Annotated in this window: 24 protein-coding genes; 12 read left to right on the forward strand and 12 right to left on the reverse strand. The window is 59.6% G+C overall.

What is annotated here, in order from left to right:
• The 4 genes from DOU54_RS00305 to DOU54_RS00320 all read left to right on the forward strand — a co-directional run.
• Nucleotides 1–423 (forward strand): dehydroquinate synthase/iron-containing alcohol dehydrogenase family protein (locus DOU54_RS00305; RefSeq protein WP_146617323.1); only part of this gene is annotated, 423 nt, incomplete at its 5' end.
• Nucleotides 424–709: 286 nt separating this feature from the next.
• Nucleotides 710–1,426, forward strand: a complete 717-nt coding sequence (locus tag DOU54_RS00310; protein ID WP_004442847.1) for a ParA family protein — start codon at nucleotides 710–712, stop codon at nucleotides 1,424–1,426.
• A 144-nt stretch (nucleotides 1,427–1,570) separates the two neighbouring features.
• The gene (locus DOU54_RS00315) at nucleotides 1,571–2,218 is read left to right on the forward strand and encodes a TetR/AcrR family transcriptional regulator (protein WP_162749592.1); all 648 of its coding nucleotides are present in this window, start codon (nucleotides 1,571–1,573) and stop codon (nucleotides 2,216–2,218) included.
• A 46-nt stretch (nucleotides 2,219–2,264) separates the two neighbouring features.
• Entirely contained in the window at nucleotides 2,265–3,470 is a 1,206-nt protein-coding gene (locus DOU54_RS00320; protein WP_193603275.1) for an MFS transporter, read from the forward strand.
• A gap of 57 nt (nucleotides 3,471–3,527) precedes the next feature.
• Here the strand turns inward: DOU54_RS00320 and DOU54_RS00325 are convergent, their stop codons facing one another.
• Complete coding sequence (locus DOU54_RS00325; RefSeq protein ID WP_113730238.1) at nucleotides 3,528–4,913, reverse strand: L,D-transpeptidase family protein; 1,386 nt, start codon at nucleotides 4,911–4,913, stop codon at nucleotides 3,528–3,530.
• A gap of 155 nt (nucleotides 4,914–5,068) precedes the next feature.
• Between DOU54_RS00325 and DOU54_RS00330 the strand changes: the two genes are divergently transcribed.
• The 3 genes from DOU54_RS00330 (at nucleotide 5,069) to DOU54_RS00340 (ending at nucleotide 6,748) form a co-directional block, all read left to right on the forward strand.
• Complete coding sequence (locus DOU54_RS00330; protein WP_113381192.1) at nucleotides 5,069–5,902, forward strand: aldose 1-epimerase family protein; 834 nt, start codon at nucleotides 5,069–5,071, stop codon at nucleotides 5,900–5,902.
• Between the two features lie 115 nt (nucleotides 5,903–6,017).
• Nucleotides 6,018–6,356 (forward strand): protein tyrosine phosphatase family protein, encoded by a 339-nt coding sequence (locus tag DOU54_RS00335; protein WP_003522797.1) that lies wholly within the window; start codon nucleotides 6,018–6,020, stop codon nucleotides 6,354–6,356.
• A 50-nt stretch (nucleotides 6,357–6,406) separates the two neighbouring features.
• Complete coding sequence (locus tag DOU54_RS00340; RefSeq protein ID WP_004442838.1) at nucleotides 6,407–6,748, forward strand: RidA family protein; 342 nt, start codon at nucleotides 6,407–6,409, stop codon at nucleotides 6,746–6,748.
• Between the two features lie 267 nt (nucleotides 6,749–7,015).
• On the opposite strand, the gene DOU54_RS00345 is transcribed toward DOU54_RS00340, so the two are convergent.
• From DOU54_RS00345 to DOU54_RS00360, 4 genes are all read right to left on the reverse strand, one after another.
• Nucleotides 7,016–7,780, reverse strand: coding sequence for a HugZ family pyridoxamine 5'-phosphate oxidase (locus tag DOU54_RS00345; protein WP_113381191.1), 765 nt, complete (start codon nucleotides 7,778–7,780; stop codon nucleotides 7,016–7,018).
• Nucleotides 7,781–7,847: 67 nt separating this feature from the next.
• Nucleotides 7,848–9,515: a thiamine pyrophosphate-binding protein gene (locus DOU54_RS00350; RefSeq protein WP_162749591.1), complete on the reverse strand. Its 1,668-nt coding sequence runs from the start codon at nucleotides 9,513–9,515 to the stop codon at nucleotides 7,848–7,850.
• On the reverse strand, nucleotides 9,512–10,714 hold the full coding sequence (caiB, locus tag DOU54_RS00355) for a succinate--glutarate CoA-transferase (RefSeq protein ID WP_113381190.1): 1,203 nt from the start codon (nucleotides 10,712–10,714) through the stop codon (nucleotides 9,512–9,514). The genes DOU54_RS00350 and caiB overlap by 4 nt, the downstream gene beginning before the upstream one ends.
• Nucleotides 10,715–10,881: 167 nt before the next feature.
• Nucleotides 10,882–11,862: an alpha/beta fold hydrolase gene (locus DOU54_RS00360; RefSeq protein ID WP_113381189.1), complete on the reverse strand. Its 981-nt coding sequence runs from the start codon at nucleotides 11,860–11,862 to the stop codon at nucleotides 10,882–10,884.
• A 147-nt stretch (nucleotides 11,863–12,009) separates the two neighbouring features.
• On the opposite strand from DOU54_RS00360, the gene ettA reads away from it, so the two are divergent.
• The 3 genes from ettA to metF all read left to right on the forward strand — a co-directional run bounded on the left by ettA (nucleotide 12,010) and on the right by metF (nucleotide 15,727).
• Nucleotides 12,010–13,659, forward strand: a complete 1,650-nt coding sequence (gene ettA, locus DOU54_RS00365; protein ID WP_004442830.1) for an energy-dependent translational throttle protein EttA — start codon at nucleotides 12,010–12,012, stop codon at nucleotides 13,657–13,659.
• Nucleotides 13,660–13,818: 159 nt separating this feature from the next.
• Nucleotides 13,819–14,832, forward strand: a complete 1,014-nt coding sequence (locus tag DOU54_RS00370) for an ArsR/SmtB family transcription factor (RefSeq protein WP_113381188.1) — start codon at nucleotides 13,819–13,821, stop codon at nucleotides 14,830–14,832.
• A gap of 1 nt (nucleotide 14,833) precedes the next feature.
• The gene (gene metF / locus DOU54_RS00375) at nucleotides 14,834–15,727 is read left to right on the forward strand and encodes a methylenetetrahydrofolate reductase [NAD(P)H] (RefSeq protein WP_006697742.1); all 894 of its coding nucleotides are present in this window, start codon (nucleotides 14,834–14,836) and stop codon (nucleotides 15,725–15,727) included.
• Nucleotides 15,728–16,192: 465 nt separating this feature from the next.
• Here the strand turns inward: metF and DOU54_RS00380 are convergent, their stop codons facing one another.
• The 7 genes from DOU54_RS00380 to DOU54_RS00410 form a co-directional block, all read right to left on the reverse strand.
• Nucleotides 16,193–17,419 (reverse strand): lytic murein transglycosylase, encoded by a 1,227-nt coding sequence (locus tag DOU54_RS00380; protein WP_004442825.1) that lies wholly within the window; start codon nucleotides 17,417–17,419, stop codon nucleotides 16,193–16,195.
• 122 nt (nucleotides 17,420–17,541) lie between these two features.
• Nucleotides 17,542–18,321 carry a glycoside hydrolase family 25 protein gene (locus tag DOU54_RS00385; protein ID WP_004442823.1) on the reverse strand — a complete coding sequence of 260 codons (780 nt, stop codon included), beginning with the start codon at nucleotides 18,319–18,321 and terminating at the stop codon, nucleotides 17,542–17,544.
• 231 nt (nucleotides 18,322–18,552) lie between these two features.
• Nucleotides 18,553–19,272 (reverse strand): class I SAM-dependent methyltransferase, encoded by a 720-nt coding sequence (locus DOU54_RS00390; RefSeq protein WP_022556612.1) that lies wholly within the window; start codon nucleotides 19,270–19,272, stop codon nucleotides 18,553–18,555.
• Entirely contained in the window at nucleotides 19,269–20,519 is a 1,251-nt protein-coding gene (locus tag DOU54_RS00395; RefSeq protein ID WP_112766573.1) for a BtaA family protein, read from the reverse strand. Before DOU54_RS00395 ends, DOU54_RS00390 begins: the two co-directional genes overlap by 4 nt.
• A 331-nt stretch (nucleotides 20,520–20,850) precedes the next feature.
• On the reverse strand, nucleotides 20,851–21,930 hold the full coding sequence (locus DOU54_RS00400) for a lytic transglycosylase domain-containing protein (RefSeq protein ID WP_113381297.1): 1,080 nt from the start codon (nucleotides 21,928–21,930) through the stop codon (nucleotides 20,851–20,853).
• Between the two features lie 123 nt (nucleotides 21,931–22,053).
• Nucleotides 22,054–22,689 (reverse strand): LysE family translocator, encoded by a 636-nt coding sequence (locus DOU54_RS00405; protein WP_113381187.1) that lies wholly within the window; start codon nucleotides 22,687–22,689, stop codon nucleotides 22,054–22,056.
• Nucleotides 22,690–22,741: 52 nt separating this feature from the next.
• On the reverse strand, nucleotides 22,742–23,953 hold the full coding sequence (locus tag DOU54_RS00410; protein ID WP_004442813.1) for a pyrophosphate--fructose-6-phosphate 1-phosphotransferase: 1,212 nt from the start codon (nucleotides 23,951–23,953) through the stop codon (nucleotides 22,742–22,744).
• A 328-nt stretch (nucleotides 23,954–24,281) separates the two neighbouring features.
• Between DOU54_RS00410 and DOU54_RS00415 the strand changes: the two genes are divergently transcribed.
• On the forward strand, nucleotides 24,282–25,022 hold the full coding sequence (locus DOU54_RS00415) for a J domain-containing protein (protein WP_034498855.1): 741 nt from the start codon (nucleotides 24,282–24,284) through the stop codon (nucleotides 25,020–25,022).
• Nucleotides 25,019–25,798, forward strand: a complete 780-nt coding sequence (locus DOU54_RS00420) for an N-acetylmuramoyl-L-alanine amidase (RefSeq protein ID WP_113381186.1) — start codon at nucleotides 25,019–25,021, stop codon at nucleotides 25,796–25,798. The genes DOU54_RS00415 and DOU54_RS00420 overlap by 4 nt, the downstream gene beginning before the upstream one ends.
• Nucleotides 25,799–25,997 lie beyond the last annotated feature (199 nt).

Here is a 25,997-nt window from a genome sequence, read left to right on the forward strand (position 1 = left end):
GATATCGAAGCGCGCACCAACATGATGGCGGCGGCGGCCATGGGGGCGGTTGCCTTCCAGAAGGGGCTGGGGGCCATCCATTCGCTCTCGCATCCGATCGGCGCTGTCTACAACACCCATCACGGCATGACCAATGCCGTCGTCATGCCGGCCGTGCTGCGCTTCAACCGTCCTGCCATCGAGGACAAGATTGCCCGCGCGGCCGCCTATCTCGGTATCTCCGGCGGCTTTGATGGTTTCTACGATTACGTGCTGGAGCTTCGCAGGGAACTCGGCGTGCCTGAGAACCTCACCGCCATGGGCATCAAGCCGAATCGTATCGACGAACTGGCGGCGGAAGCGATCAAGGACCCGAGCTGCGGTGGCAATCCGGTGCCGATGACGCTTGAGAATACCAAGGCACTTTTTGAGGCTTGCTTTTAAGGAGTTACCTTTGATCGCCGGGTTTGTGAGAGGTTGAGAGGGTGCCGCTTGTTTCTTCTCCCCGGCGGGGAGAAGAAACCTGCGGCGACGCTGTACCCCGCATCGGTGCCGAGCGACCATACGACCTCTAATCCACGAAGCCCGCGACGCCATCGCGGGCTTTTTGTTCCGCGGCGTAATCGTTATTAGCGTTTTATTAACCCTGTTCGTTAAGATTATGGAAAGCACCATGAAGTGCGTCGGTGCGTGAATGAGCATGAAACGGCTCTGACAAACAGGGGGTATCATGTCAGTCATCACTTTCGCCAATACCAAGGGCGGCGCCGGAAAAACCACGGCTGTGCTGCTTCTGGCGACCGAACTCGCCCGTAGCGGCCATCGGGTGACGGTTCTGGATGCCGATCCGCAATTGTGGATTTCCCGCTGGTACGAACTCTCGGGCATGGTAGAAAACCTGTCAGTGATTTCGCATGTGACGATGGCTTCGCTTGAAGGCCACATTCGCGAAAACCGGGCCAATACAGACTGTTTCATCATTGACCTGCCCGGCGCAAAAACGCCGCTTTTGACCATGGCGCTCGGTATTTCCGATCATGTTCTGATCCCGGTACAGGGATCGGCCATGGATGCGCGTGGCGCTGCCGAAGTTCTCGATCACATCGAATTCCTGAACCGCAAGATGGGCAAGGCGATCGCCCATTCCATCGTGCTGACACGGGTCAACGCCATGGTAGCAACGCGTTCGCTGTTGCTCGTCAAGATGCTGCTGGCGGAAAAGAACGTCTCCGTGCTCAACACGGCGATTGTCGAGCGGGCGGCCTATCGCGATATTTTCGACTATGGCGGCACGCTTCTCTGTCTGGATGGCAAGAAGGTTAGCAATATCGACAAGGCGGTAGAAAATGCGGCGGCCTTTGCCGAGGAAGTCATCAACCTCCTGCCGAAAAGACTTCCGAGGCGCGTTGCGCACCTGGCACGTCTCGTGACACGCAGGGCTGCCTGACCTCGCGTTGCCAATCCGGCCCGGTTGCGGCGACGGTGCGACGGTTTGGTGAAATGGGTTCCCCACAAAAATGCGGAGAAGAGGCGCCTTTACGAGGCGCTCCCGCGACCTCTTCATGGCGCTAAATTTTTGCTTGATTTGGAAATGATCGTTTCCTATATTCGGCTCATGAGCAATTTCAGCCAGCCCCATTCCCCGGAACAGCGCCATCGCGGCAGACCGCGCGAGTTCGATCTTGAACGCGCGCTCGATGGCGCGATCAAGGTATTCTCGCGGCGCGGTTATCACGCCACCTCGGTAGGCGATCTTACCGATGCGATGGAGCTGGCCCAGGGTAGCCTCTACAAGGCCTTCAAGGATAAGAAAGCCGTCTTCATCGCGACGATGGAGCGCTACAGGATCATACAGACCGAGCGTTTTGAGGCAGCTGTGGCCGGTTTCGACACCGGTTATGAGAGGCTGAGAGCGGGGCTGATGTTTTACGCCGAACGATCCCACGGCGGTGTCGGCTCCGACGGATGTCTGGTGGTTGGTGCCGCTGCTGATCTGGCGGCACTGGACGACGACATCGCCGTTGTGGTCGAGAGGGCCGTGAAGGCGAGGGAGCGGATCGTCGCCCGCCTCGTTGCCGAAGGGCAGAAGGATGGTTCCGTGCGGTCCAAGGCTGATCCCGATGATCTTGCGCGGGCGATGCTGTGCATGATGTACGGTATGCGCGTGGTGGGAAAGACAGGGCGGAGCCTTAAAGACATGGTGGCCGTGGTGGATATTGCCATGAGGCTTGCCGAGTAATTTTGTGAATATTTAGGAAACGATTGTTTCCATATTGGAGAAAATGATGACGACGCGTGTAATTGATGGGGATGATATTCAGGCACCATCCATTTCCCCGGCTTTGACTTTCCTGCTGGCGACAGCCTGCGGATTGATCGCGGCCAATCTTTATTATGGTCAGCCGCTTGCCGGCATCATCGGTGCGGAGCTTGGTCTTTCCGCTGGCGCGACGGGGCTGATCGTGACCCTGACACAGATCGGTTACGGTGTCGGTCTGCTGTTTGTCGTGCCGCTCGGCGATCTCGTGGAAAACCGCAAGCTGGTCGTCGGCTCCGTCTCCATGGCGGTACTTTCCCTTGCGGCCGCAGCATTCGCGCCACATGCGACGCCGTTTCTGATCGCAGCCTTCCTGGTAGGGGTCAGTTCGGTGGCGGTGCAGGTCATCGTTCCCTATGCGGCCCATATGGCGCCGCACGCCATTCGCGGGCGGGTGGTCGGCAATGTCATGAGCGGGTTGATGGCCGGCATCATGCTGGCGCGGCCGGTTTCCAGCCTTCTGTCGGAAGTTGTCTCCTGGCGCGGTGTGTTTCTGACGTCTGCGGCCGTCATGGCGCTTCTTGCCGTGGTGCTTTTCCGGCTCCTGCCGACCCGTGTGCCTGAGGCGCGGCTGAGCTATGGCGCCTTGATGGCTTCGATGGGCCGGCTGGCGCTTCACACGCCGGTCCTGCGGCGGCGGGCGATCTATCATGCCTTTCTCTTCGCGGCCTTCAGCCTGTTCTGGACCACGACGCCTCTTTATCTGAGTGGGCCGCATTTCAATCTCAGCCAGGGTGAGATCGCACTCTTCGCACTGGCTGGTGCGGCCGGCACCGTCGCCGCCCCGATTGCCGGGCGGATGGCCGATCGCGGATGGACGCGGGCGGCGACATTCTTTGCACTGCTGGCGGTAGCACTCTCTTTCGCCGTCACGCATCTTGCGCCTGAGGGATCGCATCTGGCGCTCGCCATTCTTGTCATTGCCGCAATCGTTCTGGATTTCGGTGTCACTACCAATCTGGTGCTCGGGCAGCGGGCGATCTTCACGCTGGGGGCGGAATTCCGCAGCCGCCTGAACGGCATCTATATGGCGACATTCTTCATGGGCGGTGCAATTGGTTCCGCCGTTGGCGGCTGGGCCTATGCGGTTGGCGAATGGCAAGCCGCCTCCTGGATCGGCTTTGCTCTTCCGATAGCCGCGCTGCTATATTTCCTGACGGAAAAGCGCGACTGAAACGTCATAACTAAAAAAGCCCGGACCACCGGGCTTTTTCCTTTTCTTCCAGTCGATTTATTCCGCGAATTCGACCACCACACCGGGACGGACCATTTTCGCCAGTTCGGTGGCATCCCAGTTGGTCAGGCGAATACAGCCATGGCTGTTCGTCTTGCCGATCTTCGAGGGTTCCGGCGTGCCGTGAATGCCGTAGGTCGGCTTCGACAGGGCGATCCAGACCGTGCCGACAGGACCGTTCGGGCCCGGCGGGATCTGCAGGATCTTGTCGTTCTGACCCTGCTTGAAGTTGATCTTGGGATTATAGGTGTAGCCCGGATTGAGCGCGATACGCTCTACCGTATGGGTGCCGCTTGGCGAGGGGGTGTCCGTGGAGCCGATCGTGGCGGGATAGGCGGCAATCAGATTGCCGTCCTGGCCATAGGCGAAGACCTGCTTGATACCCTTGTGCGCAACGATGCGGGCGACCTGCCCCTTCTTCGCCTCGCCGGGATTGACGACCTTGATGATAGTGCCGGGCACGGAGAAATCGACGCCGGGGTTCAGCTCTTTCAGATAGTTCTCATCCATGTGGAAGCGTTCGGCCAGCGCTTCCGAGGTCGACGTAAAGGAGAGGGCAGGCAGCTGCGATTTCTCGGCATAGTCGTCCGGGATGGAGGCCACGTAGGGGCCGGCGGCATCGGCGGCGGTGATCGTGTAATCCACAATCGGCATGCCGCCCGAGGCGCGCAGGCGTTCCAGAATGTCTTCTGAATTGTTCGGGTCGAGCTTTTCGCCCGTCATGTCCTGCCAGGCGGCTATGGCCTTGTTGACATTGTCGCCCATCTTCCCGTCGATCACGCCGGGGGAGATGCCCTCGCGGTCGAGGAAGGTCTGGAGCGCGACGATTTCCTGGCGGGAACGGTTGACCGGCGTCGTTACCGGCGTATGCCGCTCGATCAGGTGGTCCGGTTGCGGAACGGCGGCCGTGGTGCTTTCTTCCGGCATCGGCTGGCCGAGCGGGCCGCTTTCCACCGCGCCGGGGGCTGGCACGGAACCGGTGTAGAGATTCTCATCGGAGCCGTCGCCGCGATATTCGCGATAATCGCGCACGTTGCCGTTGTCCTGATAACCGTAGTCGCGCGGCGGCTTACGATACTGGCCACCGGGGGCGGGTGGATAATAGGTGGTGTCGCGCTGGCGTACCTGCTGCCGCTGCTGGTAGCCGGAGGGCATTTCGGTGGCCAGCAAGTTGCCGTACTGGTCGTAGAACACGGTACGGCCCATCGCGTCGCGGCTGATGACGATGTCGCCACGTTCCGGCATGAAATCGAGAACGCGGCCATCCGGCGTAACCAGCATGGTCTGTTCGCCATAACGCTGCTGCGCGCCAGCCTGTAGCGGAGCGAAAATCGACGCCACGGCGATCGTCAGGCCCAGAGCTGCGTTAAGAAACTGTTTCACGATTCTGCTATCCCTTGCTTCGTCACCGATAAACACACCGTAATCTTGACCCTATTGTGAAAAAGGTGAATTCGCGGTTAATGCAATCTTAATTTCCGTCACGGTTAGTAGCGTTTCCGTGAACCATGCGTTTTTACTGCCACAGGGAGGTTTTCTTGCGTTCGTTTCAGGCTGGCAGATCGCCACGCATTTTCCTCGATGAGACCTCCGTTTTCGATATCGGCGCCTGCGTCGTCGATGGCATAGACATCGCGCCCGGCCGCGCCATTCCCGATGATGGCGATGCGCGTATCGACCACTCGCTTGAAGGCTTTCTTTTTACCTGTGGTCCCGATCATATCCGTCATCCCGAACCGATCGATGGTGACCGCGAGGGGCGTCGATATCCCTTGCATGGCTCCTTCTCCTCGCATCCCGCAACGATCACCGCGTTCGATGTTCTCGAGTCCAATGCACTGGCACGCGTCGAGGTTCCCGTGAAGCTTGCCGATGGCGGCACGGCGCTGCTGGAACGGACATGGAAGATCGATGGCGAAAGCGGCGAGGTCAGCCTCGATGACAGGATCGTCAATACGTCCGGGCGGCCGATCCCAGTATTCCTGATGTACCATATGAATGTCGGCGCTCGCCTGTTTGACGATGCGGTGCGGCTTGAAGGCGCAATGCTGGATGGCGGCGGCCATGGCTGGCGTTTTGGCGAGGAGCCGGGCACTGTTTTCTGCGTGTCGGCCGGCAAGACTGAATGGGCGGAATTGAAACTCGGCCCGATTGCGGCAATTGGCGGGAAGACGCTCACCGTGCGTTTTCGCACGGAGACGCTGCCCTATCTGCAGATGTGGCGCAACCAGCAGGCACCGGCGAACGTGCTCGGCATCGAGCCGGTTTCGCATCGCTGGGTGGGGCGTAGCGAGCTTGAGGTAGCCGGTGAGTTCAATATTCTTCAGCCGGGCGAAAGCCGTTCCTTCGGTCTGCGCTTTTCCATCCTCTGAGCCGTACCGAATGAAGACCGGGCATCATTGACGCATGGGATTTGACCGCTTACATCGGATGCGGATTTCAAGGATGACGGCCAGCGGCGCGGACGCCGGTTTCAGGAGGCATGACATGGATATCAGGCGCATAGACGACGAATATTCGGTAACTGGACAGATCAGCGTCGCCGATCTGGATGAGATCAAGGCACTCGGCTTCAAGTCGATCGTCTGCCATCGCCCGGACGGCGAAGAAGACGGTCAGCCGCTTTTTGCCGATATTGCCGAGCGTGCAGAGCAGCTTGGCCTGACGATCATGCATGTGCCGGTCGGCCGCTACGGCGTCGACGCCGATGCCGTTGCCGGCATGGTGGATGCGCTCGATGAATTGCAGCGCCCGATGCTCGGCTATTGCCGTTCCGGCGCGCGCTCCACGGCGATCTACGAAAAGACCCATCACCTGCGCGGCTGATTTTTCGCGCGTCATTCTATTTTTCAAGTGCCAATCAACAGGAGTTTTCCATGACCATCAAGCGTATCGAGCCGGGCAAGCGCATGAGCGGCGCCGTCGTTCACGGCAACACCGTTTATCTGGCCGGCCAGGTTGGCGAAGGTACGAGCGTGACGGAACAGAGCAAGTCGGCTCTCGCTGAAGTCGACCGCCTGCTGGCCGCTGCCGGTTCCGACAAGTCGAAGATCCTGCAGACCATCATCTACCTCTCCGACATGTCCACCTTCGGCGAAATGAACGCTGTCTGGGAAGGCTGGATCGACCCGGCAAACCCGCCGGCCCGCGCCACCAGCGAAGCCGCGCTGGCAACGCCGGATTACAAGGTTGAATTCATCGTCACCGCTGCTCTCTGAGCATCAGTCTGATCTTTAAGAAAAGGCCGGGTCGCGGAATGCGGCCCGGCCTTTTTGATGGGATGGGGTCAAAAACTCGCCCCGTCATGCCGGGCTTGACCCGGTATCCAGCCACGGCGCGTCTGCGCCGTGAAAAGAGTCTCTCGCGATCCAGGACTTGATCGCGCTGGACCCCGGATCTAGTCCGGGTGACGGCGCGGCGTGGCGACATGGCCACAAAATGCCAAGTAGAAGCAATTTTCATGTTTTTTGAATCGCTTGCGTCCGTCACCTCACCGGCGAAGCAAGCGCCTTCTCAACCTGCTTCAACGTCTCCACCCGCTCCGCAAACCATAGTCGCGCCAGATCATTTGCCGAGGCGAAATCGATGCCATCCGGATCGATGGAGGTGATCGTCCAGCGGCCAGCCTTTGCGCCAGCTAGAACGGCGAGCCGAGCTGCTTCGCCCTTGATGGCGTTAAGGCGGGTCGCTTCGCTTTCCGCCGCCGCCATCAGTTCTTCTGCGCCTGACAGATCGGTGCGCAGATCGGCGGGGATGATATTGCTGGCGTTGCGGGCCGGGCCGCCATTAATCTGCACGCCTTCCGTCCGCAGCCGGTAAAGCCTTGTGTCGGGAAGGGAGAGATAAAGTTTCGCTTTGGGGTAGCGGGCAATGTAGCGCGCGATGGCGATCGGCACTTCATCCGGGCTGATTTGTTCCGCCCTGCCCACCAGTGTCAGGCGCGGCAGCGTCAGCGCGTCACCCTTGCCGAAAGGGGCGAGTGTCAGCGAGATACGAGAATCGCTTTCCATATTGCGGGCGTGCAGCGTCAGCCCGGCCGCGAAGAAGAACGGCGTGCCATCCGGCTCGATGCCGATATTGGTCGCGGTTGTATAGGGATAACCGCTGACGGGATCGAGCGTCGCAAGTGCTGCCGTACGGGACGTGTGCAGCACATCGCGGGCCACGCGCACTGCCTCGAAAGGCGCGCCGGCCGAGGGCTCGATCTTCGCGCCGCGTGGGGTGATGACGGGAGGGGCTGTAACCGGCATGGCGTTTCCTAAGCTGTGAGTCACAGTCAGGATTTACACCATGCCGAAGCCATGTCCATGCGCGTTATCAGCTTCGGGTTCTGATCTGCGTCAGGGTACGCGTCGGCGTGATCGCTTCCGCATCCAGCTTCACCTCGATGATCGCCGGTTTGCCGCTTGCCCGTGCCCGTTCGAAGGCGGCGGCGAAGTCTTGCGTTCTTTCCACCGTTTCGCCGTGTCCGCCATAGGCTTTGGCAAAGGCGTTGAAATCCGGATTGACGAGATCGGTGGCGCTGACACGACCGGGATATTCCCGCTCCTGATGCATGCGGATCGTGCCATAGGTGCCGTTATTGACCAGCACGGTGATGATTGGCAGCCCGTAACGCACGGCGGTAATGAATTCCTGCCCGTGCATCATGAAGCAGCCGTCACCGGCAAAGCAGATCACCTCGCGCTCCGGGAACAGGTGCTTGGCGGCCACCGCCGCCGGCAGGCCGTAACCCATGGAGCCTGATGTCGGGGCCGATTGCGTGTTGAATCGGCGGAAGCGGTGGAAGCGGTGCAGCCAGGTGGCGTAATTGCCGGCGCCATTGGTGAAGATGGCGTCTTCAGCAACGTTCGCCTCGATCCAGTCCATGATCGGACCCATCTGCACGGCGCCGGGGCCTGTATGCGGCGGCGTTGACCATTTGAGATAGGCCTCATGCATTGAGGCCGTGCGATCGGCCCAGGCGGCATTGCCGGCAAGATCGATGGAGGCAAGGGCGGCAACGAAATCGTTCGGGGAGGCGCAGATAGCGAGGTCCGGCCGATAGACGCGGCCAAGCTCTTCCGCCTCCGGATAGATATGGATGAGCTTCTGCGACGGGTAGGGAATATCGAGCAGCGTATAACCGGAGGAGGGCATTTCGGAGAGGCGGCCACCGAGTAGCACCACGAGGTCGGCTTCCTTGATTTCCCTGGCCAGTGCCGGGTTGATGCCGATGCCGACATCGCCTGCGTAGGAGGGGCTCAGATGATCAAACAGCATCTGGCGGCGGAATGAACAGCCCACGGGAAGTTTGTACTTTTCCGCAAAAGCCTTGAAGCCCGTCACGCTTTCCTCGGACCAGCGGGTGCCGCCGGCGATGAAGACCGGGCGTTTTGCCTCGCCCAGCATTTTGGCGAAGGCGGCCATTTGCGACAGGCCTGGATGTGCCTCGACGGGCGTATAGGACTTTGCCTCGGGAGCTTCGACCTCTTCCACCAGCATGTCTTCGGGCAGCGTCAGCACCACGGGGCCGGGGCGGCCGGAAGTGGCGACGGCAAAAGCGCGGGTAACGAATTCAGGGATGCGGCGGGCATCATCGATCTCGCCCACCCATTTTGCGAATTCGGTAAAGGCGCGGCGATATTCCACTTCCTGAAAGGCCTCGCGCTCGCGGGCATCCCGCTGCACCTGACCGATGAACAGGATCATCGGAATGGAATCCTGCCTTGCAATGTGCAGGCCGGCCGAAGCATTTGTGGCACCGGGGCCACGGGTCACCATGCAGATGCCAGGCTCGCCCGTCAGCCGCCCCCAGGTATCGGCCATCATGGCTGCGCCGCCTTCCTGACGGCAGACCACGGTTTCGATGCCGCTTTCATAAAGCGCATCCAGAACGGCCAGATAGCTTTCGCCTGGAACGCAGGAAACGCGGGAGACACCATTGGCCTTCAGCGCTTCGACGATCAATTGCCCGCCTGTTCTTTTCATTCCGGCTGCAGTCATGGCGTCGTGGTCCTTTCGATGTTTTCCAGTTCGGCCAGTACCTGCGCCTGATGTTCGCCGAGCTTAGGGCTCGGGCGTTCATAACGCAGCGGCGTCTGAGACATGATAATGGGTGTGCGGACACCGGGGATGACAGTGCCGTCTTCCGCTTCCAGATCGATACGGAGGCCGCGTGCCTTCACCTGCGGATCCGCGAACATTTCTTCGATGGAATTGATCGGTCCGGCGGGAACGGCGTTCTTCTCGCAGGCGGTCAGAAGATCGCGCTTCTGCCATTTCAGCGTCTCCGTGGAAACGATCTGCCGCACCTCGACCTTATGCGCCACGCGGGCCTTGTTTGTCGCGTAACGTTCGTCATCGGCGATCGCGCCGATGCCGAGGATATTGCAGAGGCGGCGGAACTGACCGTCATTGCCGACCGCGAGGATCAGGAAGCCGTCGGCCGTTGGCACCACCTCATAGGGGGAGATATTCGGGTGGGCGTTGCCGAGCCGGACGGGAGGCCTGCCGGAGATCAGGTAATTCATGTTCTGGTTGGCGAGCACGGCCGATTGCACATCGAGAAGCGCCATGTCGATATGCTGGCCTTCGCCAGATCGAATGGCGTGGATCAGTGCCGCCTGAATGGCCGATACGGAATAGATGCCGGTGAAGATATCGGCAACCGCCACGCCCGCCTTCATCGGCTGTCCGTCGGCTTCGCCCGTAATCGACATGAAGCCGGACATGCCCTGCACGATATAATCGTATCCGGCGAGATCGGCATAGGGCCCGGTCTGGCCGAAGCCGGTGATGGAGCAATAGATCAGCTTTGGATTGAGCGCCCTCAGGCTTTCGTAATCGAGGCCATATTTTGCAAGTCCGCCGCGCTTGAAATTCTCGATGACGACATCGGCGGTGCGCACCAGCTGGCGCACCAGTTCGCAGCCCTCGGGTGTTTTGAGATCGGCGACGATGGAGCGTTTGCCGCGATTGGTGGCGTGGTAATAGGCGGCGGAGAGGTTTTCTCCGTCATTGCTCTCAACGAAGGGCGGTCCCCATGCGCGCGTATCATCGCCGCCTTCGGGGTTTTCGACCTTGATAACGTCTGCGCCCATATCGGCCAGCATCTGTCCCGCCCAGGGACCGGCGAGAACACGCGCCAATTCGATGACGCGGATGCCCGATAGCGGCGGTTTCCTGTTCGGCTTGTCGGTCATCTATCCCCCGGTACTTGGTGTCTGCCGGTTTATAGACCGCTGCTTGCCGCGTCGCATGTGATTTTATCTCATGGACTTATTCCGTTTTGGAACGGCACTAAACTGGGGTTGACACGGCAGCTTCGACATTCGGTATTTTGAGAGTCCCCTAATTCCGTCATTCCGGCTCAAGGCCGGAATGACGGGGAGGGCGTTTTACTGTCATCCACGACGCGGCCGCACCAGGCGGCGAAATCCGCTACGACGGGCTGCCAGCCGATTTCGTTCAGGGTTTCGTGCCGCATGCCCTTGTAAATCGTGTGCTCGACATGGCTGAAGCCCGCCTCCCGGAAACGTTCGGCAAGCCACACGATCTCCCTGCCGTCATTGGTGGCGGCGTCCTCATCACCGCTCACCAGCAAAAGCGGCAAAGCCTTCGGCAGACGCTCGATAAGTTTCGGGCCGCGATAGGAGAGTGCAAAGACATCCTGCCAGAGGGAAACGCTCGCCTCGAACTGGCAGAGCGGGTCTTCCACATAGGCGTCCACCGCCGCCTTGTCGTGGCTCAGCCAGTCCGCATGGGTGCGCTTTTCCGGCATTTTCGCGTTCCAGGCGCGGAAAGTGGCTTTCGGCAGGATGGCGCTCGGCACATCCGAGCCTTTCAGCATTTTTTCCAGCCGCAACACAATCTGCGCGAAACGGCCCATAAGACCGGGATTGAGATTGGAATTCCAGATCGACAGACCATCGAAGGCGTCGGGGTAACTGACAGCAGTATTGAGCGCCATTAGGCCCCCCATGGAGTGGCCGAACAGGATCACCGGCAGGCCGGGATGCCGCTCGCCGGCCAGCCGGCGCATCGCCATGACGTCGGCCACGACCTTGTCCGCGCCATCCTTCCAGGCAAAGCGGCCGAGAGGCGCATCCGCCGCTTTCGTGCGACCGTGGCCGCGATGGTCATGGGCATAGACCTCGAACCCCTGTTGCGCCATGACATCGGCAAAACGGCGGTAACGGCCGGCATGTTCCACAAGGCCGTGGCAGATCATCAGCACGCCGCGGGTGGGAGCAAGGGCGGAAGGTTGATGTCGGAAGGCGATGGATGCGCCGGAAGGGGCTTCCAGCCTCTCAATCCGGCTGAATGCGAAGTTATCGGTCGTCTCATTCATCGTCGCACCCGTCGTCTCATCGCGCAGCCTGTCATAATCATGGGGTCATAATCGTGCCAGAGGTTGCCCCAAGGTCCTATTTACCCTACATAGCGGCAAATTTCCCGATACGTACTCTTAAAAATCCGATGTGGAGCATTCGCTACAATGGCACGTCAATTCATCTATCACATGGCTGGGCTGAACAAGTCCTATGGCGCGAAGAAGGTTCTGGAGAATGTGCATCTCTCCTTCTACCCTGACGCCAAGATCGGTATCCTCGGCCCGAACGGCGCGGGTAAGTCGACCGTTCTCAAGATCATGGCCGGCCTTGACAAGGAATACACCGGTGAGGCGTGGCTCGCCGAAGGTGCGACGCTCGGTTATCTCGAGCAGGAGCCGAAGCTCGATGAAAACAAGACCGTGATGCAAAACGTCATGGAAGGCGTGGCGAGCAAGACGGCGATCGTTGACCGCTACAACGAGCTGATGATGAACTATTCCGACGAAACGGCGGAAGAGGGCGCGAAGCTTCAGGACATCATCGACAGCCAGAACCTGTGGGACCTCGAAAATCAGGTCGAAATGGCCATGGACGCCCTGCGCTGCCCGCCCGGCGATTCGCCGGTGACCGGCCTTTCGGGTGGTGAGCGCCGCCGCGTGGCACTGTGCCGTTTGCTGCTGTCGCAGCCGGACCTGCTGCTGCTCGACGAACCGACCAACCATCTGGATGCCGAAACCATCGCCTGGCTCGAAAAGCACCTGCGCGACTATCCGGGCGCCGTGATGATGATCACCCACGACCGCTACTTCCTCGACAACGTCACGGGCTGGATTCTCGAGCTCGATCGTGGTCGCGGCATTCCTTACGAGGGCAATTACTCCGCTTATCTGCAGGCGAAAGCCAAGCGCATGCAGCAGGAAGCCCGCGAAGATGCTTCGCGTCAGAAGGCCATCAGCCGCGAACAGGAATGGATCGCCTCCAGCCCCAAGGCCCGCCAGACGAAGTCCAAGGCGCGTATCAAGGCCTATGACGAGCTGGTGGAAGCAGCGGAAAACCGCCGTCCCGGCGATGCGCAGATCGTCATTCCGGTCGCCGAGCGTCTGGGCCGCGTCGTCATCGAGGCTGAGAACCTCACCAAATCCTATGGCGACCGCGTGCTGATCGAGAACCTGTCCTTCAAGCTGCCCCCGGGCGGTATTGTCGGCGTCATCGGCCCGAACGGCGCCGGTAAGACGACGTTGTTCAAAATGATCACCGGTCAGGAAAAGCCTGATAGCGGCTCGGTGACTGTTGGTGACACCGTTCAGCTCGGTTACGTCGACCAGAGCCGTGACGCGCTGGCGGGTGACAAGACCGTGTGGGAAGAAATTTCCGGCGGTAACGACATCATCAAGCTCGGCAAGTTCGAAGTGAACTCGCGCGCCTATTGCGGCGCCTTCAACTTCAAGGGCGGCGATCAGCAGCAGAAGGTCGGCAACCTCTCGGGTGGTCAGCGCAATCGCGTGCACCTTGCCAAGATGCTGAAGGCGGGCGGCAACGTACTGCTGCTCGACGAACCGACCAACGACCTTGATACGGAAACGCTGGCGGCACTTGAAGAAGCGCTGGAAGCCTTCGCCGGCTGCGCCGTTATCATCAGCCACGACCGCATGTTCCTGGACCGCCTCGCGACCCACATTCTCGCTTTCGAGGGTGACAGCCACGTGGAATGGTTCGAAGGCAACTTTGAAGACTACGAAAAGGACAAGGTCCGTCGCCTCGGCCCGGAAAGCATCAAGCCCGGTCGCGTGAGCTACAAGCGTCTGACACGCTGATCCGTTTGTCATCACTTCAAAAAGGCCCGCCGCAAAGCGGGCCTTTTTCCGTGTAATAAGTGGAGATGATCGTCTCGCGCGGCACTTTGCGCTTGCATCTCGCGCCGCATCGACATAAAGATATCTTTATATCTTGATTAGCTTGCGAGGCGCGGCAGAGTGGCGTTCGGTCTGGACAAATTGGTGGATCTCCTGAAGGCGGCGGGTGAGCTGACGCGCTTCCGGTTGCTGGCGCTTCTTTCGGCCGGCGATCTGACGGTGACCGACCTTACCGAAATCCTTGGCCAGTCGCAGCCGCGTATCTCCCGTCACCTCAAGCTTTTGACGGAAGAGGGGCTGATCGAGCGTTATCAGGAAGGTGCGTGGGCCTATTTTCGCTTGCGGCAGGATGGCGAGCCTGCGGGTGTTGTTCGGCAGTTGCTTGCAGCGGCCTCGCCTTCCGACGCGGTTCTTCAGCGTGACAGTGAGCGACTGGCCGCCGTCAAGCGGGTGAGGGCGGAGCGGGCGCAGGATTATTTCAGCCGTAATGCGTCCGCCTGGGACGAACTGCGTCGCCTGCATGTCAGCGACGAAGCTGTGGAAGGCGCGCTGCTGAAGCTGGTGGGCACCACGCCCGTCGATTCGCTGCTCGATCTCGGCACGGGCACCGGCCGTATCCTGCAGCTTCTGAGCGGCATTTATCGCCGTGCCATCGGCGTGGATGCGAGCCGCGACATGCTTTCGGTAGCACGCGCCAATCTGGACAAGGCGGGCGTGGTGAACGCCTCCGTGCGCCATGGCGATATTCTCAATCTGCCGCTCGAGGGACAGGATTTCGATCTGATCGTCATCCATCAGGTGCTGCATTTTCTCGACCAGCCGGAGATCGCCCTTTCGGAAGCCGCGCGTATGCTGCGTCCGGGCGGTCGGTTGATCGTCATCGATCTTGCGCCGCATTCCTTTGAATATCTGCGCGACGAACACGCGCATGTGCGGCTAGGCTTCTCGCACCCGCTGATGGAAGAGTGGATGAAGAAGGCCGGGCTTTCTCTGGAGCGTGCCGTCGATCTGCATTCTGAAAAGGCGTCCGACGAAGCTCTGGACGTCACGATCTGGGTTGCCCGCGACCAGCGGCTGCTGATGGCAGACGATGTGGCGCAAGAGGCGGTTTTACTTCGCTCCGGGAGGGCATGATATGTTGAGGTCGGAAACCGCACGCCGTGATGGCGACATCCGGTTGTCTTTCGAATTTTTCCCGCCCAAGAACGCCGAGATGGAAACCCAGCTCTGGGAAACTGTTGCCGAGCTCAAGAAGTGGAACCCGGATTTCGTCTCCGTCACCTACGGTGCCGGTGGTTCCACCAAGGCGCCGACGCTGGACGCGGTGCGCCGGATGATCGGTGACAGCCACCTGGCGACAGCTGCACATCTGACCTGCGTGGACGCGAGCCGCGATGAGGTGCACCAGGTCGTCGACGAGTTCCGTAATGCGGGCGTTCGTCATTTCGTGGCGCTGCGCGGTGATCCCTCCACCGGTATCGGCACGGCTTACCAGCCGCATCCGCAGGGTTACGAGAACGCCGCAGCGCTGGTAAAGGGCCTCAAGGAGCTGGGCGACTTTGAGATTTCCGTCTCCGCCTATCCTGAAAAGCATCCGGAAAGCGCAAGTGAAGCTGTTGATATCGACATGCTGAAGCGCAAGGCGGATAATGGCGCTACCCGGGCGCTGACGCAGTTCTTCTTCGATAATGACGTGTTCGAACGTTACATGGAACGGGTTACGGCGGCGGGAATCACCATTCCGGTGGTTCCGGGCATCATGCCGATCCAGAATCTCACCCAGCTCAAGCGTTTCGCCGGACGTTGCGGCACAAGCATTCCTGCGTTTCTGGATGAGCGTTTTGAAGGCTATGACGAGGATCTGGAGGGCCGCGCCCGCGTGGCTGCAGAGGTTGCGGCCGAGCAGATCGCTGATCTCCAGCGGCGCGGCGTCAATGAGTTCCACCTCTATACCATGAACCGCGCGCCGCTGGTGGATGCCGTGCTTGAAAATCTGGGCCTGGAGCGTCTGCGCCGCAGCGCCGCGTGATTTCAGCCAGTCTATTTTCGGACAGAAAAAAGCGCAGGTCCCTTGGGGCCTGCGCTTTTTAAATTCGTGTCATCTACGGTTCTTCACTGCGTTTGGTCTTCACGTCTCGTCAGATGAAAAGCATCATCGCTACGAACAAAAACGCCAAACCGACTGCCAAGGCATTGAGAGATTTTGTAAGTCCCATGGGTGCCTCCTCTTGTTGACAGCTTCGATAATATGACCGTTTTGTGGCAGTTGAAAAGCGGTTTTTGTGACGCGGTGCAGCACGTCTTTCAGGGCCTCAGAAAAGGAATTTCCGTAATTATCTGAAAATGAATGGTTATTTTCTTATCACGCAGTGCTTCATGTGTTTAAAAAAAGTAAATGACCGGGGTTTTATCCCCAGTCATCCGGTCGAGATTAACGATTTCCGCCTTGATTCCGGCCGACAGATTAAGGGTCGGAGAGCAGCGTTAAGACAGGTTAAAGCGCCTGGAGAAGAGCTGCCGTAGGCCAGCCGTCTGCCGGCATGCCGAGGCGCTGCTGTTCCTTCTGGATGGCGACGCGGGTGCCAGAACCGAGAATGCCATCCACCTTGCCGACATTGTGGCCGCGTGCTTCGAGCTTGGTCTGAAGCTGCTTCATGGTGGCGTCATCAAAGCCGGGATCTGGGTTGCCCTTGTCATAGACCGGGCCGCCCATCAGGCGGGTAGCGAAATAGGCAGCCGAGGTCGTGTAGATGAACGACTGGTTCCATTCCAGATAGATGTTGAAGTTCGGATAGGTGAGGAAAGTCGGACCCTTGCGGCCCTGCGGCATGATGAGTGCGGCGGGAAGGGAGGCGAAGTTCTTGTTGCCATCGCGCGGGGTGACGCCAAGCGCAAACCATTCGCCGGCGGTCAGCGGGCCGCCAAGGCCGGATTTTTCCCAGGGCAGGTTCTCGGGCAGGGAAACTTCCTGAATCCAGGGTTCGCCCTTTTTGAAGCCGAGGTGCTGGATGAATTTTGCAGCCGTCAGAATGGCATCGGGCGCACTGCTCTTGACGTTGATGTGGCCGTCACCATCACCATCGACGCCGAAGGCGATGATATCCTTCGGCAGCATCTGCACCTGGCCGATTTCGCCGGCCCATGCGCCCGTATTGGTGGCAGGATCGAGATCGCCATGCTGAACCATTTCGATCAGCGCGAGCAGCTGCGGACGGAAGAGCTCCGGGCGGCGGCAATCATGCGACAGGGTTACCAGCGCGTTGCGGGTGTTGAAATCGCCCTGAACGGCGCCAAAATCGGTCTCCATGGCCCAGAACGCGGCAATGACGCCAGCGGGCACGCCGAACTCGTTTTCGGCGCGGGCGAAGGTGGAGGAGAGCTCCTGCAGCTTCTTGCGGCCGATATCAAGGCGAGCCTGGCTGACGGTGCGCTGCGAGAATTCGAGGAAAGTCTGGCGGAAAACGCCCTGCGCGCGGTCACGCGATAGCACCTTCTGGTCGATCTGTGCGCCCGCCAATGCCTTCTGGATCGCATCTGCCGGAATGCCCTTGGCAAGCGCATCGGCCTTGACGCCTTCAAGAAACGTACCGAGATCACCACCGCAGGCGACCTGCTTGGGATCGTCAGGCGATGCAACCGGTGGCGTGGCGAGGGCTGCGCTGGAAGACAAAAGAGACAGAGCGGCGGCAAAGATGATGCTGCGCGACCGGAACGTGGGCATGGGAATTTCCTCGATAGGTTGTTAGCCCGCTTTACCCATATGTTTGCGACAAAAAAACGGATCGGGCGATCTGACGTGGTTGAACAACGCCGAATTTTGGAAAGTGTTGCTTCTTGGCCGTTCTATTTGGCCGAAGCGATCCATTTCCGCCAGTTTTTCTCGCTTCCGGCAAAGACATTGATGTCGGTCGGGCCATTCACGCCGGGTACGACGCCTGTTGCGGTATATTGCCAGAAGGCCCATTGCCGGTCTTCATAGATCTTCGTCGGATGCGCGGCGACGGACCGCACCCAGAAATGATAGTCCTTGAACTGGCCGACGAGATTGTCGCGGTGGAAATCAACCGAGGTATAGATAATCGGACGTTTGCCGTAATGGGCTTCGATGCGGTCGAGGAAGCGCTGCATTTCGGCGCGTACGATGCCGGGAGCCGGGCGCGTCTTGCAGGTGGGGGAGGCAGGGTTCCACTCGACGTCGAGAACCGGTGGCAAAGTAACGGCGTCCTTCGGCACGTTGCGAATGAACCAGTCGGCCTGCGCGTCTGCCGTCGAGCAGAAATAATAGAAGTGGTAAGGCGCATGCAGAATATTCGCGGCTGCGGCGCTGCGCCAATGGTCGCCGAATTTCGGATCGATTCGATCCGACCCCTCCGTTGCCTTGATGAAGACGAATGACACGCCCGACTTGCGCACGGTCTGCCAGTCGACATCGCCATTCCATTTGGACACGTCGATGCCGTGCACCTCATGGCGGTGCGGGTTGTTGACGCCGAAATCCTGCGGGTCGGTATCGGAAAATTTTGGCTTGGATACGGACGCGGTTTCGAGCAGATCGTAACTCGTGGAGGTGCAGCCGCCGATCAATAGCAAAGCCGACAATAGTGCCGATAAACGCAGCCGCATTGGAACCCTGATGAAAATATTGCCCCTATACGGCCGCCAAAACCGCGCGCCGTATCTCCCGATTTACGCATAACATGGTAAACAAACTGATATGGCAAGTGGCAACGTGCTTTTTGCACCCGACAGTCGCTGGATTTGAAGCGATTTGCGCATTCATCGCCGAATAAGGCGCTGCAGGAGCCTTGACGGTGACGCCTCTCGGCGCGCGCGGGGTACCTATGCCTTCTGCAATCAGGCGTCGGCCAGGATGCGGTGGATTTTCGGTTGCTGCGCTTCAGTGACCGGAAGGGTAATGACAGCCCGCCAGGCGTAACCACGGGCGATTTCCTCAAATTCGAGGTTGCCATCAAAACGGCCTGCCATATTGGCCAGAACATAGCGAAGATTGGCGCGGGGCGTAACATGGAAGCGCGTGAGCCAGCCGTGCAGGAGCGTGCGGAACCACTTCGGCAGCTGTTCCTGCTGGCCGAAATCGACAATATGCAGCGCGCCACCGGGTTTCAGCGCCTTGAGCGCCTGTTCCACTGCCTTTTCCCAGTCCGGTATCATCGACAGCGCATACGGAATCATGACCCGGTCGAACCCGTCGGGCTGACCGAACTCGGAGGGGCGGAAAGCGGTGGCGTCGGCCACGCGCAAAATCGGGCGTTCCGCCCTGCCGGCGAAATTCTCGGCTGCGGTCAGCAGCATTTCAGCGGAGATGTCGAGGCCGAATAGTTTGGCGTCAGGAAACCTGCGGCCGGCCAGCAGCAGGTTGCGACCGGTGCCGCAGCCGACTTCCAGGAGCGTGCCGCCCTTTGGTACGTTCAGGCCGGAAATGGTCCGGTCGCGGCCAAGAAGGTAATATTTGCGGGTGATATCGTAGATATGTCGCTGGTGGCGATACATGCGGTCCATCAGGCTCGCATGTGCACTATCTGCAAGACTTACATTCTCACCGACGGTTTTCATGCCATAGCCCTCTGGTAAATATGGAAACCGCCATAAATGGCCGAGCGGTCCAAGGCGTTGAGCTCGCTGGAACGCTCTTCCAGATAGACCCACTGATTACGGATATCGGGGGAAAGCCGGCCTTCGATCACGCTCTTTTCGGCTGCGGTGCGGAAGATGACGCGGGCGTCCGATGCGGCGGTACGGCTGATCTGCGACCACAATTCGTTGAGCTGCACATCCGTCATCCAGTCCTGCGCGTCCAGGAGGATATAGCGGTCGACGGCGCTTGCCGGCTTTTTGGAGAGAAGCTCGGTGTAGGTTGCGTGATGCACGGCGACGCGCGCCGTATTGTTGCGGATTGTCTCGTAATATTCCGACTTGAGATAGGCGGGCAAAGAGCCTTCATGCGGCTCCGGATAACGGCGTGCAAAGGCCTGCCAGGCAAAATAATTGTCGCTCAGCGGAAAGTTGCAGGCGAGTTTTTCCAGCCGCTGCTTCAGAACCGAGGCAACCGTGCCGTCATCGGAAAGGCTTGCCAGTTCGTCATATTGGCGGGGCGGTATGCCGAGACCGAAGAGGGAGCTTTTGCGTTTCGTCAACCAGCGGACCACCTTCTTGTCGAAGAGCGGCGCGACCTTGCTGTCGAAAAACTGGCGCTGTTCTTCGAGCGTCCGGGTCCTGGCCATTTCGGTGAGCTTCACACCGTGCAGCCTGGCCATGAGATGGCCTGCGCCGATGAAGCGTCCGAGCAGGCCGGTGTGATAGATGTTCCTGTCAAACACCGAAATGCGACGACGGCCGGAAAGCGTGCGCTTCGACCAGTAAGCCTTGGTCGTGGCATCAAGATGTTCGGCGATGAAGCGATCGTAACCGTGGCTGTTGCTGCGCATATTGGCGCGGCCGAAGTGACGCACCACGTCCTGATGGGCGGGCAGATGGCGGAAGGCGGCGAGCTTCAGCTTGTTCAGCGCAATGTGATGCGGATTGAGGTCAACCACGTCGATGCTGGCCGGGTTGCGCGAGAGATAGGCCAGCATGTTGCAGCCGCCGGAACCGATGGTGACGATACGGTGACCTTCGCCAAGCTCCATCGCCTCCATGTCGATCTCGGGATCTTCCCAGATTTGCGGATAGACGAGGCCGGAGAAGAGAACGCCGAAGAACCGTTCGGAGAGTCCGCTTTTCGAGAGAGCCTTGTGCTGGAGCAATGCGGACTTCAGTTTCGTGTTCTTGCTGAAGCCGGTCTTGGGTGCCGCACTCGTCATTTGTTCACCTCTCAGTCGATTGAGAGGCGTCTACAGCCGTGACGCTACAGTTTGATGACAGGGGCTGTTGGCGAAGGTGGGGAATGATGGAGACGCTGGAAAACCAGACGGCCGGCACTGCGGGACACAAAGAACCGCCCCAGCGACGGATGGGGAGGCAACTGGCGCCGCTACGGATACGTCGCCTCGGGCTCGTCCCGAGGATCTGCACGTCCTGATATTTGCGAGGTTTTCAAATCCTTGGGACAAAACCAGGGATGGCGAATGGAAAATGCCCGACGCTCAAGGAAGGCAAACGGCTGCACCGCGCTCAGAGCGACGCCAAAGGCGATCACTTGCGCAGAACGTGCAGCATGCCCTTGCGTTTTGCATCGTAATAATAACCGCGCGCGTAAAGCCTGACGGCGTTGTCGCGGTCGTTGCCCGCTACCACCCATGCGCCGCGTAAATATTTGACGGCGTATTTGAGATTGGTTTCGGCGTCGAACAGGCCCGAGGCGGGGCCATCGAAGCCCATGGAGCGTGCCGTAGCGTGCCTGATCTGCATCAGGCCGAAGTTACCGCTGTTATATGCGCCGGGATTATACCGGCTTTCGCGCTGCACCACGCGATGAACCAGGTCTTCCGGTACATCATACATGCTGGCGTATTTGGAAATCAGCCCGCTCAGTTTTTCGCGTCCGGCAGGTGGCGTATTAAGCGGCGCAGTCATCGCTTCATTCTGCCGGATGGCGGCAAGGGCGGCGTTGGTCGGTCCGGCGGCATAGGCGAGAACGGTGCTGTCCGGCTTGGGCAGCGGAATGACTTTGCGTTCGGCCGTCAGTTCGGTGCCGATGGAGGGTGAGCCGGGCGGCGGCGGTGCCGGCGGGAAGCTGCCCTTGACGGCAACCACCTGCGGCAGATCGGCCGCGGCATTATGGGAGGCAGGTTTGGCCGCCGCAGCCGCCGTTTCGATGGCTGCCGCCGCGGGAGCGGCGCTTGCCGGTGCGAGTGCTGCGGCCGCGGTGGGTGCAGATGCCGCCACGGCGGCTTGGGCGACCTCGGTCTGTTGCGGCTGCATCTGGGCAGTGATCGCAGCGGCGGCAGCTATTTCGGAAGCCGGCGGCAGCGCCACGCGTCCGCCCTTGACGGCGACGGCTGTGGGAAGTGCTGCTGCCTGAGAAGAGGCTGCGGTTTCGGCGGTCTGACCCGATGCAGCTGTCGGGGTTGCTGCTGCGGCATCGGTCGCTGCCGGCTGCGCGGATGTCGACGCAGGAGTGGTCGCGGGGTTGACCGTTGCGATTTTAGGGCCGTTCGGCCCGTCCTTCGCGGTATATTCGACGCTGGTGCATGCGCTCAATGCCAGTGCCAGACCCACGGTGGAAGACAGAAGAAGTGTCCTTCTTCCGCGGAATTTGCCCGAATTTCGCATGTTGCCGCCTTCGTTATGCCTGTCTTTCGATACCCCCGCGTCGAGCGAAGCAGGCAGTGTCCCGTCGAGCTTCATTAACCTATTGTAAGGAAAGCGGCAAGCCGGGAGGCGACTTGCAGTGTTTCAGGCCGCGATGCGCCTGTATCCGGCGCTGACCGCGCGGCCGGAAATGAAGTGCGTGCGGTACTTCTGGCGGATTTTCTTGTCGCCAGACATGCGCCGCACCAGTGCCAGAGTCGATTCGGGAAACAGCCCCTGCACGATGAGAATGGCCAGAGCCAGAAGCAGGACTACGGCCTGCGCCACGGCAAACGTCTCTACCGCATTGCCGGTGGTGGAGATGAATTGCGGCAACAGCGCCAGGAAGAAGGTGAAATAGCGCGGTCTCAGGGCGGCGGTTGCGTAACAATCTCGGAACGTTCCGCTCCCGGACTTGCCAGCCAGATTGTCATTATCGGCATTGGCCGCCTGGGCGGCGGGAGTGGCGAAAGTCCACAGGAAAAACAGCATCAGCCAACCGAGCCCGGCCCATTGCACGATTTCCACGAAAGACTGCGGCATATAGGCAAAGCCGGCCACAGGAATGGCTGAAATCGTCATGGCGGTTACGATACCGAGAGCGCCGCCGCTGACGGAAGCCAAAAGCGTCTTTTTGCCGCGGATGGCGGCATAAGAGGCGACAGAAAATACAAGGGGAGAGGGGAGTGCGAACACCACGGCACATGCTGCGCAAAAAATCAGCCAGGCCTGTCCAGACATTCTCTTCCTCCTTGCCCTCCCTGTCGCCGTCTTATTTTAGCCTACCGTAAAATCAGGCCGCTGTGAACGGCTGACCGACATGTTCCATCACTTCGGTAAACCATTTGGCAGAGAGGTCGAAATGCTTTCCGCCCTTGATACGCGGAAATTCGATGGTCCGCAATTTGCCATTCTGGTCTTCGTCGTGGCCGGTGACACCGGAGACCTTGTTGAGTGCGCTTTCCACGGCGAGATCGACCATGCCCTGGATGAGGCGCAGATCGTCACCATTGGCGGGGGCAGAGCGGGCGAAATAGCCCGATTTTTGCACCATGGAGCGTTCTGCGCCGATGAGGCTGGCAAACTGCTTCTGGAACCAGCCGCCGACATTGATCGTGTCGATCTTCACATGGCCGAAGGCATCGCGCTTTACCGCTTCGCCGGAAGCCTCGCGTTCAGCGACGATGGAATCGAGACCGGCACCTTCGGAGACGAACAGCGTGACGTAGCCGTGTCTGTCCATGATTTCCTTCAGGCGCTCGGCTTCCGCTTCGATGTCGAAGGCCATTTCCGGCAGGTAGATGCCGTCGATGTTCTTCATCTGCGTGTTCATCATCAGGCCTTCGACATATTCGTTGCCGTTGGTCTTCTGGATATAGGCACGGGCGGTAGCCGCCGTCAGCCAGCCGCAATGGCGGCCCATGACTTCGTGGATAACGAAGGTTTTGGGGGCTGCGCTCTGCTCGTTGCTGACATTGTCGAAGAAGGACGCGCCGACTTCGGCGGCCGTCCAGGCGCCAAGCGACTGCTTGATCGGAACCACGTCATTGTCCACCGTCTTCGGCAGACCGACGACGGTGAGGTCGTAGCCGTTGGCGCCGAGATAGGCGGCGAGGTCCGCTGCGGTCGTATTGGTGTCGTCACCGCCGATGGTATGAAGAATGGTGACGCCGTCAGCCGCCAGCCGCTCGGCAGCGACACGAAGCGGATTGTCGCCTTCCTTGACGAGGCCGCGCTTGGCGCAATCGGCGGCGTTGGTAAGCTTGACGCGGCTGTTGCCGATCGGCGAGCCGCCGTAACGATGCAGCAGATGCGCCTTTTCCCGCATGTCTTTGCTGATTTCGATGCGATCACCCAGAAGCACGCCCTGATAACCGGAGCGGTAAGCGATGATGTCGATCTCAGGCGCTATATCGCTGTATCGTTCGATCAGGCCGCCCACGGCCGAAGAGAGACAGGGCGCAAGGCCACCCGCGGTCAGCATTGCGACTTTCTGTTTGGCCATCATGGCTCTCCTTTTGCGTATACTCAAACACATGTCTGGACATGTCTGGCAAATGGATGCGACAGCCGCGTGTAGGTGTAAAGTGAATTTATCAAGAAAAACGCCGATTTCTCGCGCTTTTTCAGCGGCTTGACCTGACCGGGCAAATATAATCGTTTCAATAGGCCCATTGCCGACACGGGCCCAGTGCCCTGTGGAAAACCCGGAGTTCCGTTCACCCCGCTATCTTGTTCCTGAAGCAAAACTGTCGCAAAGATGAATAAAAGTTAATGCCGCTTACCCGCTGTGGATATTGCATTCGCGGCAATATCCCGTCATGCTTGCGGTCATGATGTTCGATTTCGCCTGTTTGCAAATTTCATCCCTGTGGGAACGGCTGCTCGGCGCAATCGGCGACGCGGCAGGCAACGCGCTTGGTCGCGTGGTGGAAGCCATCCGCACCCTGTTCGAAGGTGATCCGGAAACGCGCCGCAAGGTCTCTTTTTCCGTGGCCATCATCGCGCTTTCCGCCAAGATGGCAAAGGCCGACGGCATCGTCAACGATGCCGAGGTGCGGGCCTTCAGGCAGATTTTCGATTTTCCGGAAGAAGAAGCCAAAAACGTTGCCCGTCTTTATAACCTCGCACGTCAGGACGTTGCGGGTTATGAAGCCTATGCGGAGCGGCTGGCCGGTCTTTGCGGTTCCGGTCACGATAATTGCGAGATGCTGGAAAGCGTCATCGACGGCCTGTTTCATATCGCCAAGGCGGATGGCCTGATCCACGAGCGTGAGCTCGCCTTCCTCGGCCGTATCGCGGAAATCTTCCATATCACCGAAGATCATTTCGAAACGATCATGGCGCGGCATGTGCATATGGATGGGCGCGATCCCTACCGCGTGCTCGGTGTTTCGCCGTCCGACGACTTCCTGGATATCCGCAAGCGTTACCGTTCGCTGGTGGCGGAGCATCATCCCGACAAGCTCATCGCCCGTGGCGTTCCCATGGAATTGCATGCGGCTGCGAATGAGCGTATGGCGGCTCTCAACGCCGCCTATGCGGCCATCGAGAAAGAACGCCGCGTCGCATGAGTGAATGTCTGCCGGATTTTACCCCGGATTTCGGGGGCGCAACTGTTGCGCCTTCGCCTAATCACGGCGAGAGGATCGGCGTGCCCGGTCCCGATATCATTCTTCTTCATTATACCGGCATGACGACAGCCGATGGTGCTCTGTCGTGGCTCTGCAATCCCGAAAGCCAGGTGTCGAGCCACTACTTTGTTTTCGAAGACGGGCGCATCATCCAGCTTGTGCCGGAAACCCGCCGTGCATGGCACGCGGGAAAAAGCTCCTGGGCCGGGGACGAGGATATCAACTCCCGCTCCATCGGCATCGAAATCGCCAATCAGGGCCATCCCGGCGGGCTGCCGGAATTCCCCATGGAGCAGGTGGAAGCCGTCATCGAATTATGTCGCGATTGCGGCCAGCGGTGGCATATCGCCCCTGAAAGGGTGCTTGCCCACTCGGACGTGGCGCCGATCCGCAAGGTCGATCCGGGCGAAAAATTCCCGTGGGACATCCTGTCGCAGCACGGTGTCGGCCATTGGGTTGAACCCGCGCCAATCCGCGGCGGGCGTTTTTTCCAGCGCGGCGACCATGGCCAGCCCGTCGAAGCGCTGCAGTCGATGCTGTCCATCTATGGTTACGGCGTTGAAATAACGGGCAATTATTGTGAAAAAACCGAGGGCGCCGTGGCGGCGTTCCAGAGGCATTTCCGGCCCGCACTGGTGGATGGCATTGCGGATTTTTCCACCATTGACACCCTGCACCGGCTGATTGCCAACCTGCCGAAATTTTCGGTCGCCTGAACGCAGTTTCTGGAAAACGAATCCCGGTTTGCCGCGCTCCGCAAGTCGCTTTTTTTGGGTTGCCACAGTTAATCCGCATTGAGGAAGTTTAAGAACAGCACTGTATGCGGTGACGTTCTTCAGGGGAACCTGCCGTCAATATCAATCAAGGAGACCGGACGGCGGAGAGTCGCGATCGACTTTCCGGGCGTTGACTAAT

This window comes from Agrobacterium sp. MS2 (assembly GCF_003261015.1).
Lineage (GTDB): Bacteria > Pseudomonadota > Alphaproteobacteria > Rhizobiales > Rhizobiaceae > Agrobacterium > Agrobacterium pusense.

What these genes read in the sequence shown, in the direction of transcription:
- DOU54_RS00310 (WP_004442847.1), top strand. Translation starts at nt 710, where the DNA reads ATGTCAGTCATCACTTTCGCCAATACCAAGGGCGGCGCCGGAAAAACC.
- DOU54_RS00315 (WP_162749592.1), top strand. Translation starts at nt 1,571, where the DNA reads ATGATCGTTTCCTATATTCGGCTCATGAGCAATTTCAGCCAGCCCCAT.
- DOU54_RS00320 (WP_193603275.1), top strand. Translation starts at nt 2,265, where the DNA reads ATGACGACGCGTGTAATTGATGGGGATGATATTCAGGCACCATCCATT.
- DOU54_RS00335 (WP_003522797.1), top strand. Translation starts at nt 6,018, where the DNA reads ATGGATATCAGGCGCATAGACGACGAATATTCGGTAACTGGACAGATC.
- DOU54_RS00340 (WP_004442838.1), top strand. Translation starts at nt 6,407, where the DNA reads ATGACCATCAAGCGTATCGAGCCGGGCAAGCGCATGAGCGGCGCCGTC.
- DOU54_RS00345 (WP_113381191.1), bottom strand. Translation starts at nt 7,780, where the DNA reads ATGCCGGTTACAGCCCCTCCCGTCATCACCCCACGCGGCGCGAAGATC.
- DOU54_RS00350 (WP_162749591.1), bottom strand. Translation starts at nt 9,515, where the DNA reads ATGACTGCAGCCGGAATGAAAAGAACAGGCGGGCAATTGATCGTCGAA.
- caiB (WP_113381190.1), bottom strand. Translation starts at nt 10,714, where the DNA reads ATGACCGACAAGCCGAACAGGAAACCGCCGCTATCGGGCATCCGCGTC.
- DOU54_RS00360 (WP_113381189.1), bottom strand. Translation starts at nt 11,862, where the DNA reads ATGAATGAGACGACCGATAACTTCGCATTCAGCCGGATTGAGAGGCTG.
- ettA (WP_004442830.1), top strand. Translation starts at nt 12,010, where the DNA reads ATGGCACGTCAATTCATCTATCACATGGCTGGGCTGAACAAGTCCTAT.
- metF (WP_006697742.1), top strand. Translation starts at nt 14,834, where the DNA reads ATGTTGAGGTCGGAAACCGCACGCCGTGATGGCGACATCCGGTTGTCT.
- DOU54_RS00380 (WP_004442825.1), bottom strand. Translation starts at nt 17,419, where the DNA reads ATGCCCACGTTCCGGTCGCGCAGCATCATCTTTGCCGCCGCTCTGTCT.
- DOU54_RS00385 (WP_004442823.1), bottom strand. Translation starts at nt 18,321, where the DNA reads ATGCGGCTGCGTTTATCGGCACTATTGTCGGCTTTGCTATTGATCGGC.
- DOU54_RS00390 (WP_022556612.1), bottom strand. Translation starts at nt 19,272, where the DNA reads ATGAAAACCGTCGGTGAGAATGTAAGTCTTGCAGATAGTGCACATGCG.
- DOU54_RS00395 (WP_112766573.1), bottom strand. Translation starts at nt 20,519, where the DNA reads ATGACGAGTGCGGCACCCAAGACCGGCTTCAGCAAGAACACGAAACTG.
- DOU54_RS00400 (WP_113381297.1), bottom strand. Translation starts at nt 21,930, where the DNA reads ATGCGAAATTCGGGCAAATTCCGCGGAAGAAGGACACTTCTTCTGTCT.
- DOU54_RS00405 (WP_113381187.1), bottom strand. Translation starts at nt 22,689, where the DNA reads ATGTCTGGACAGGCCTGGCTGATTTTTTGCGCAGCATGTGCCGTGGTG.
- DOU54_RS00410 (WP_004442813.1), bottom strand. Translation starts at nt 23,953, where the DNA reads ATGGCCAAACAGAAAGTCGCAATGCTGACCGCGGGTGGCCTTGCGCCC.
- DOU54_RS00415 (WP_034498855.1), top strand. Translation starts at nt 24,282, where the DNA reads ATGATGTTCGATTTCGCCTGTTTGCAAATTTCATCCCTGTGGGAACGG.
- DOU54_RS00420 (WP_113381186.1), top strand. Translation starts at nt 25,019, where the DNA reads ATGAGTGAATGTCTGCCGGATTTTACCCCGGATTTCGGGGGCGCAACT.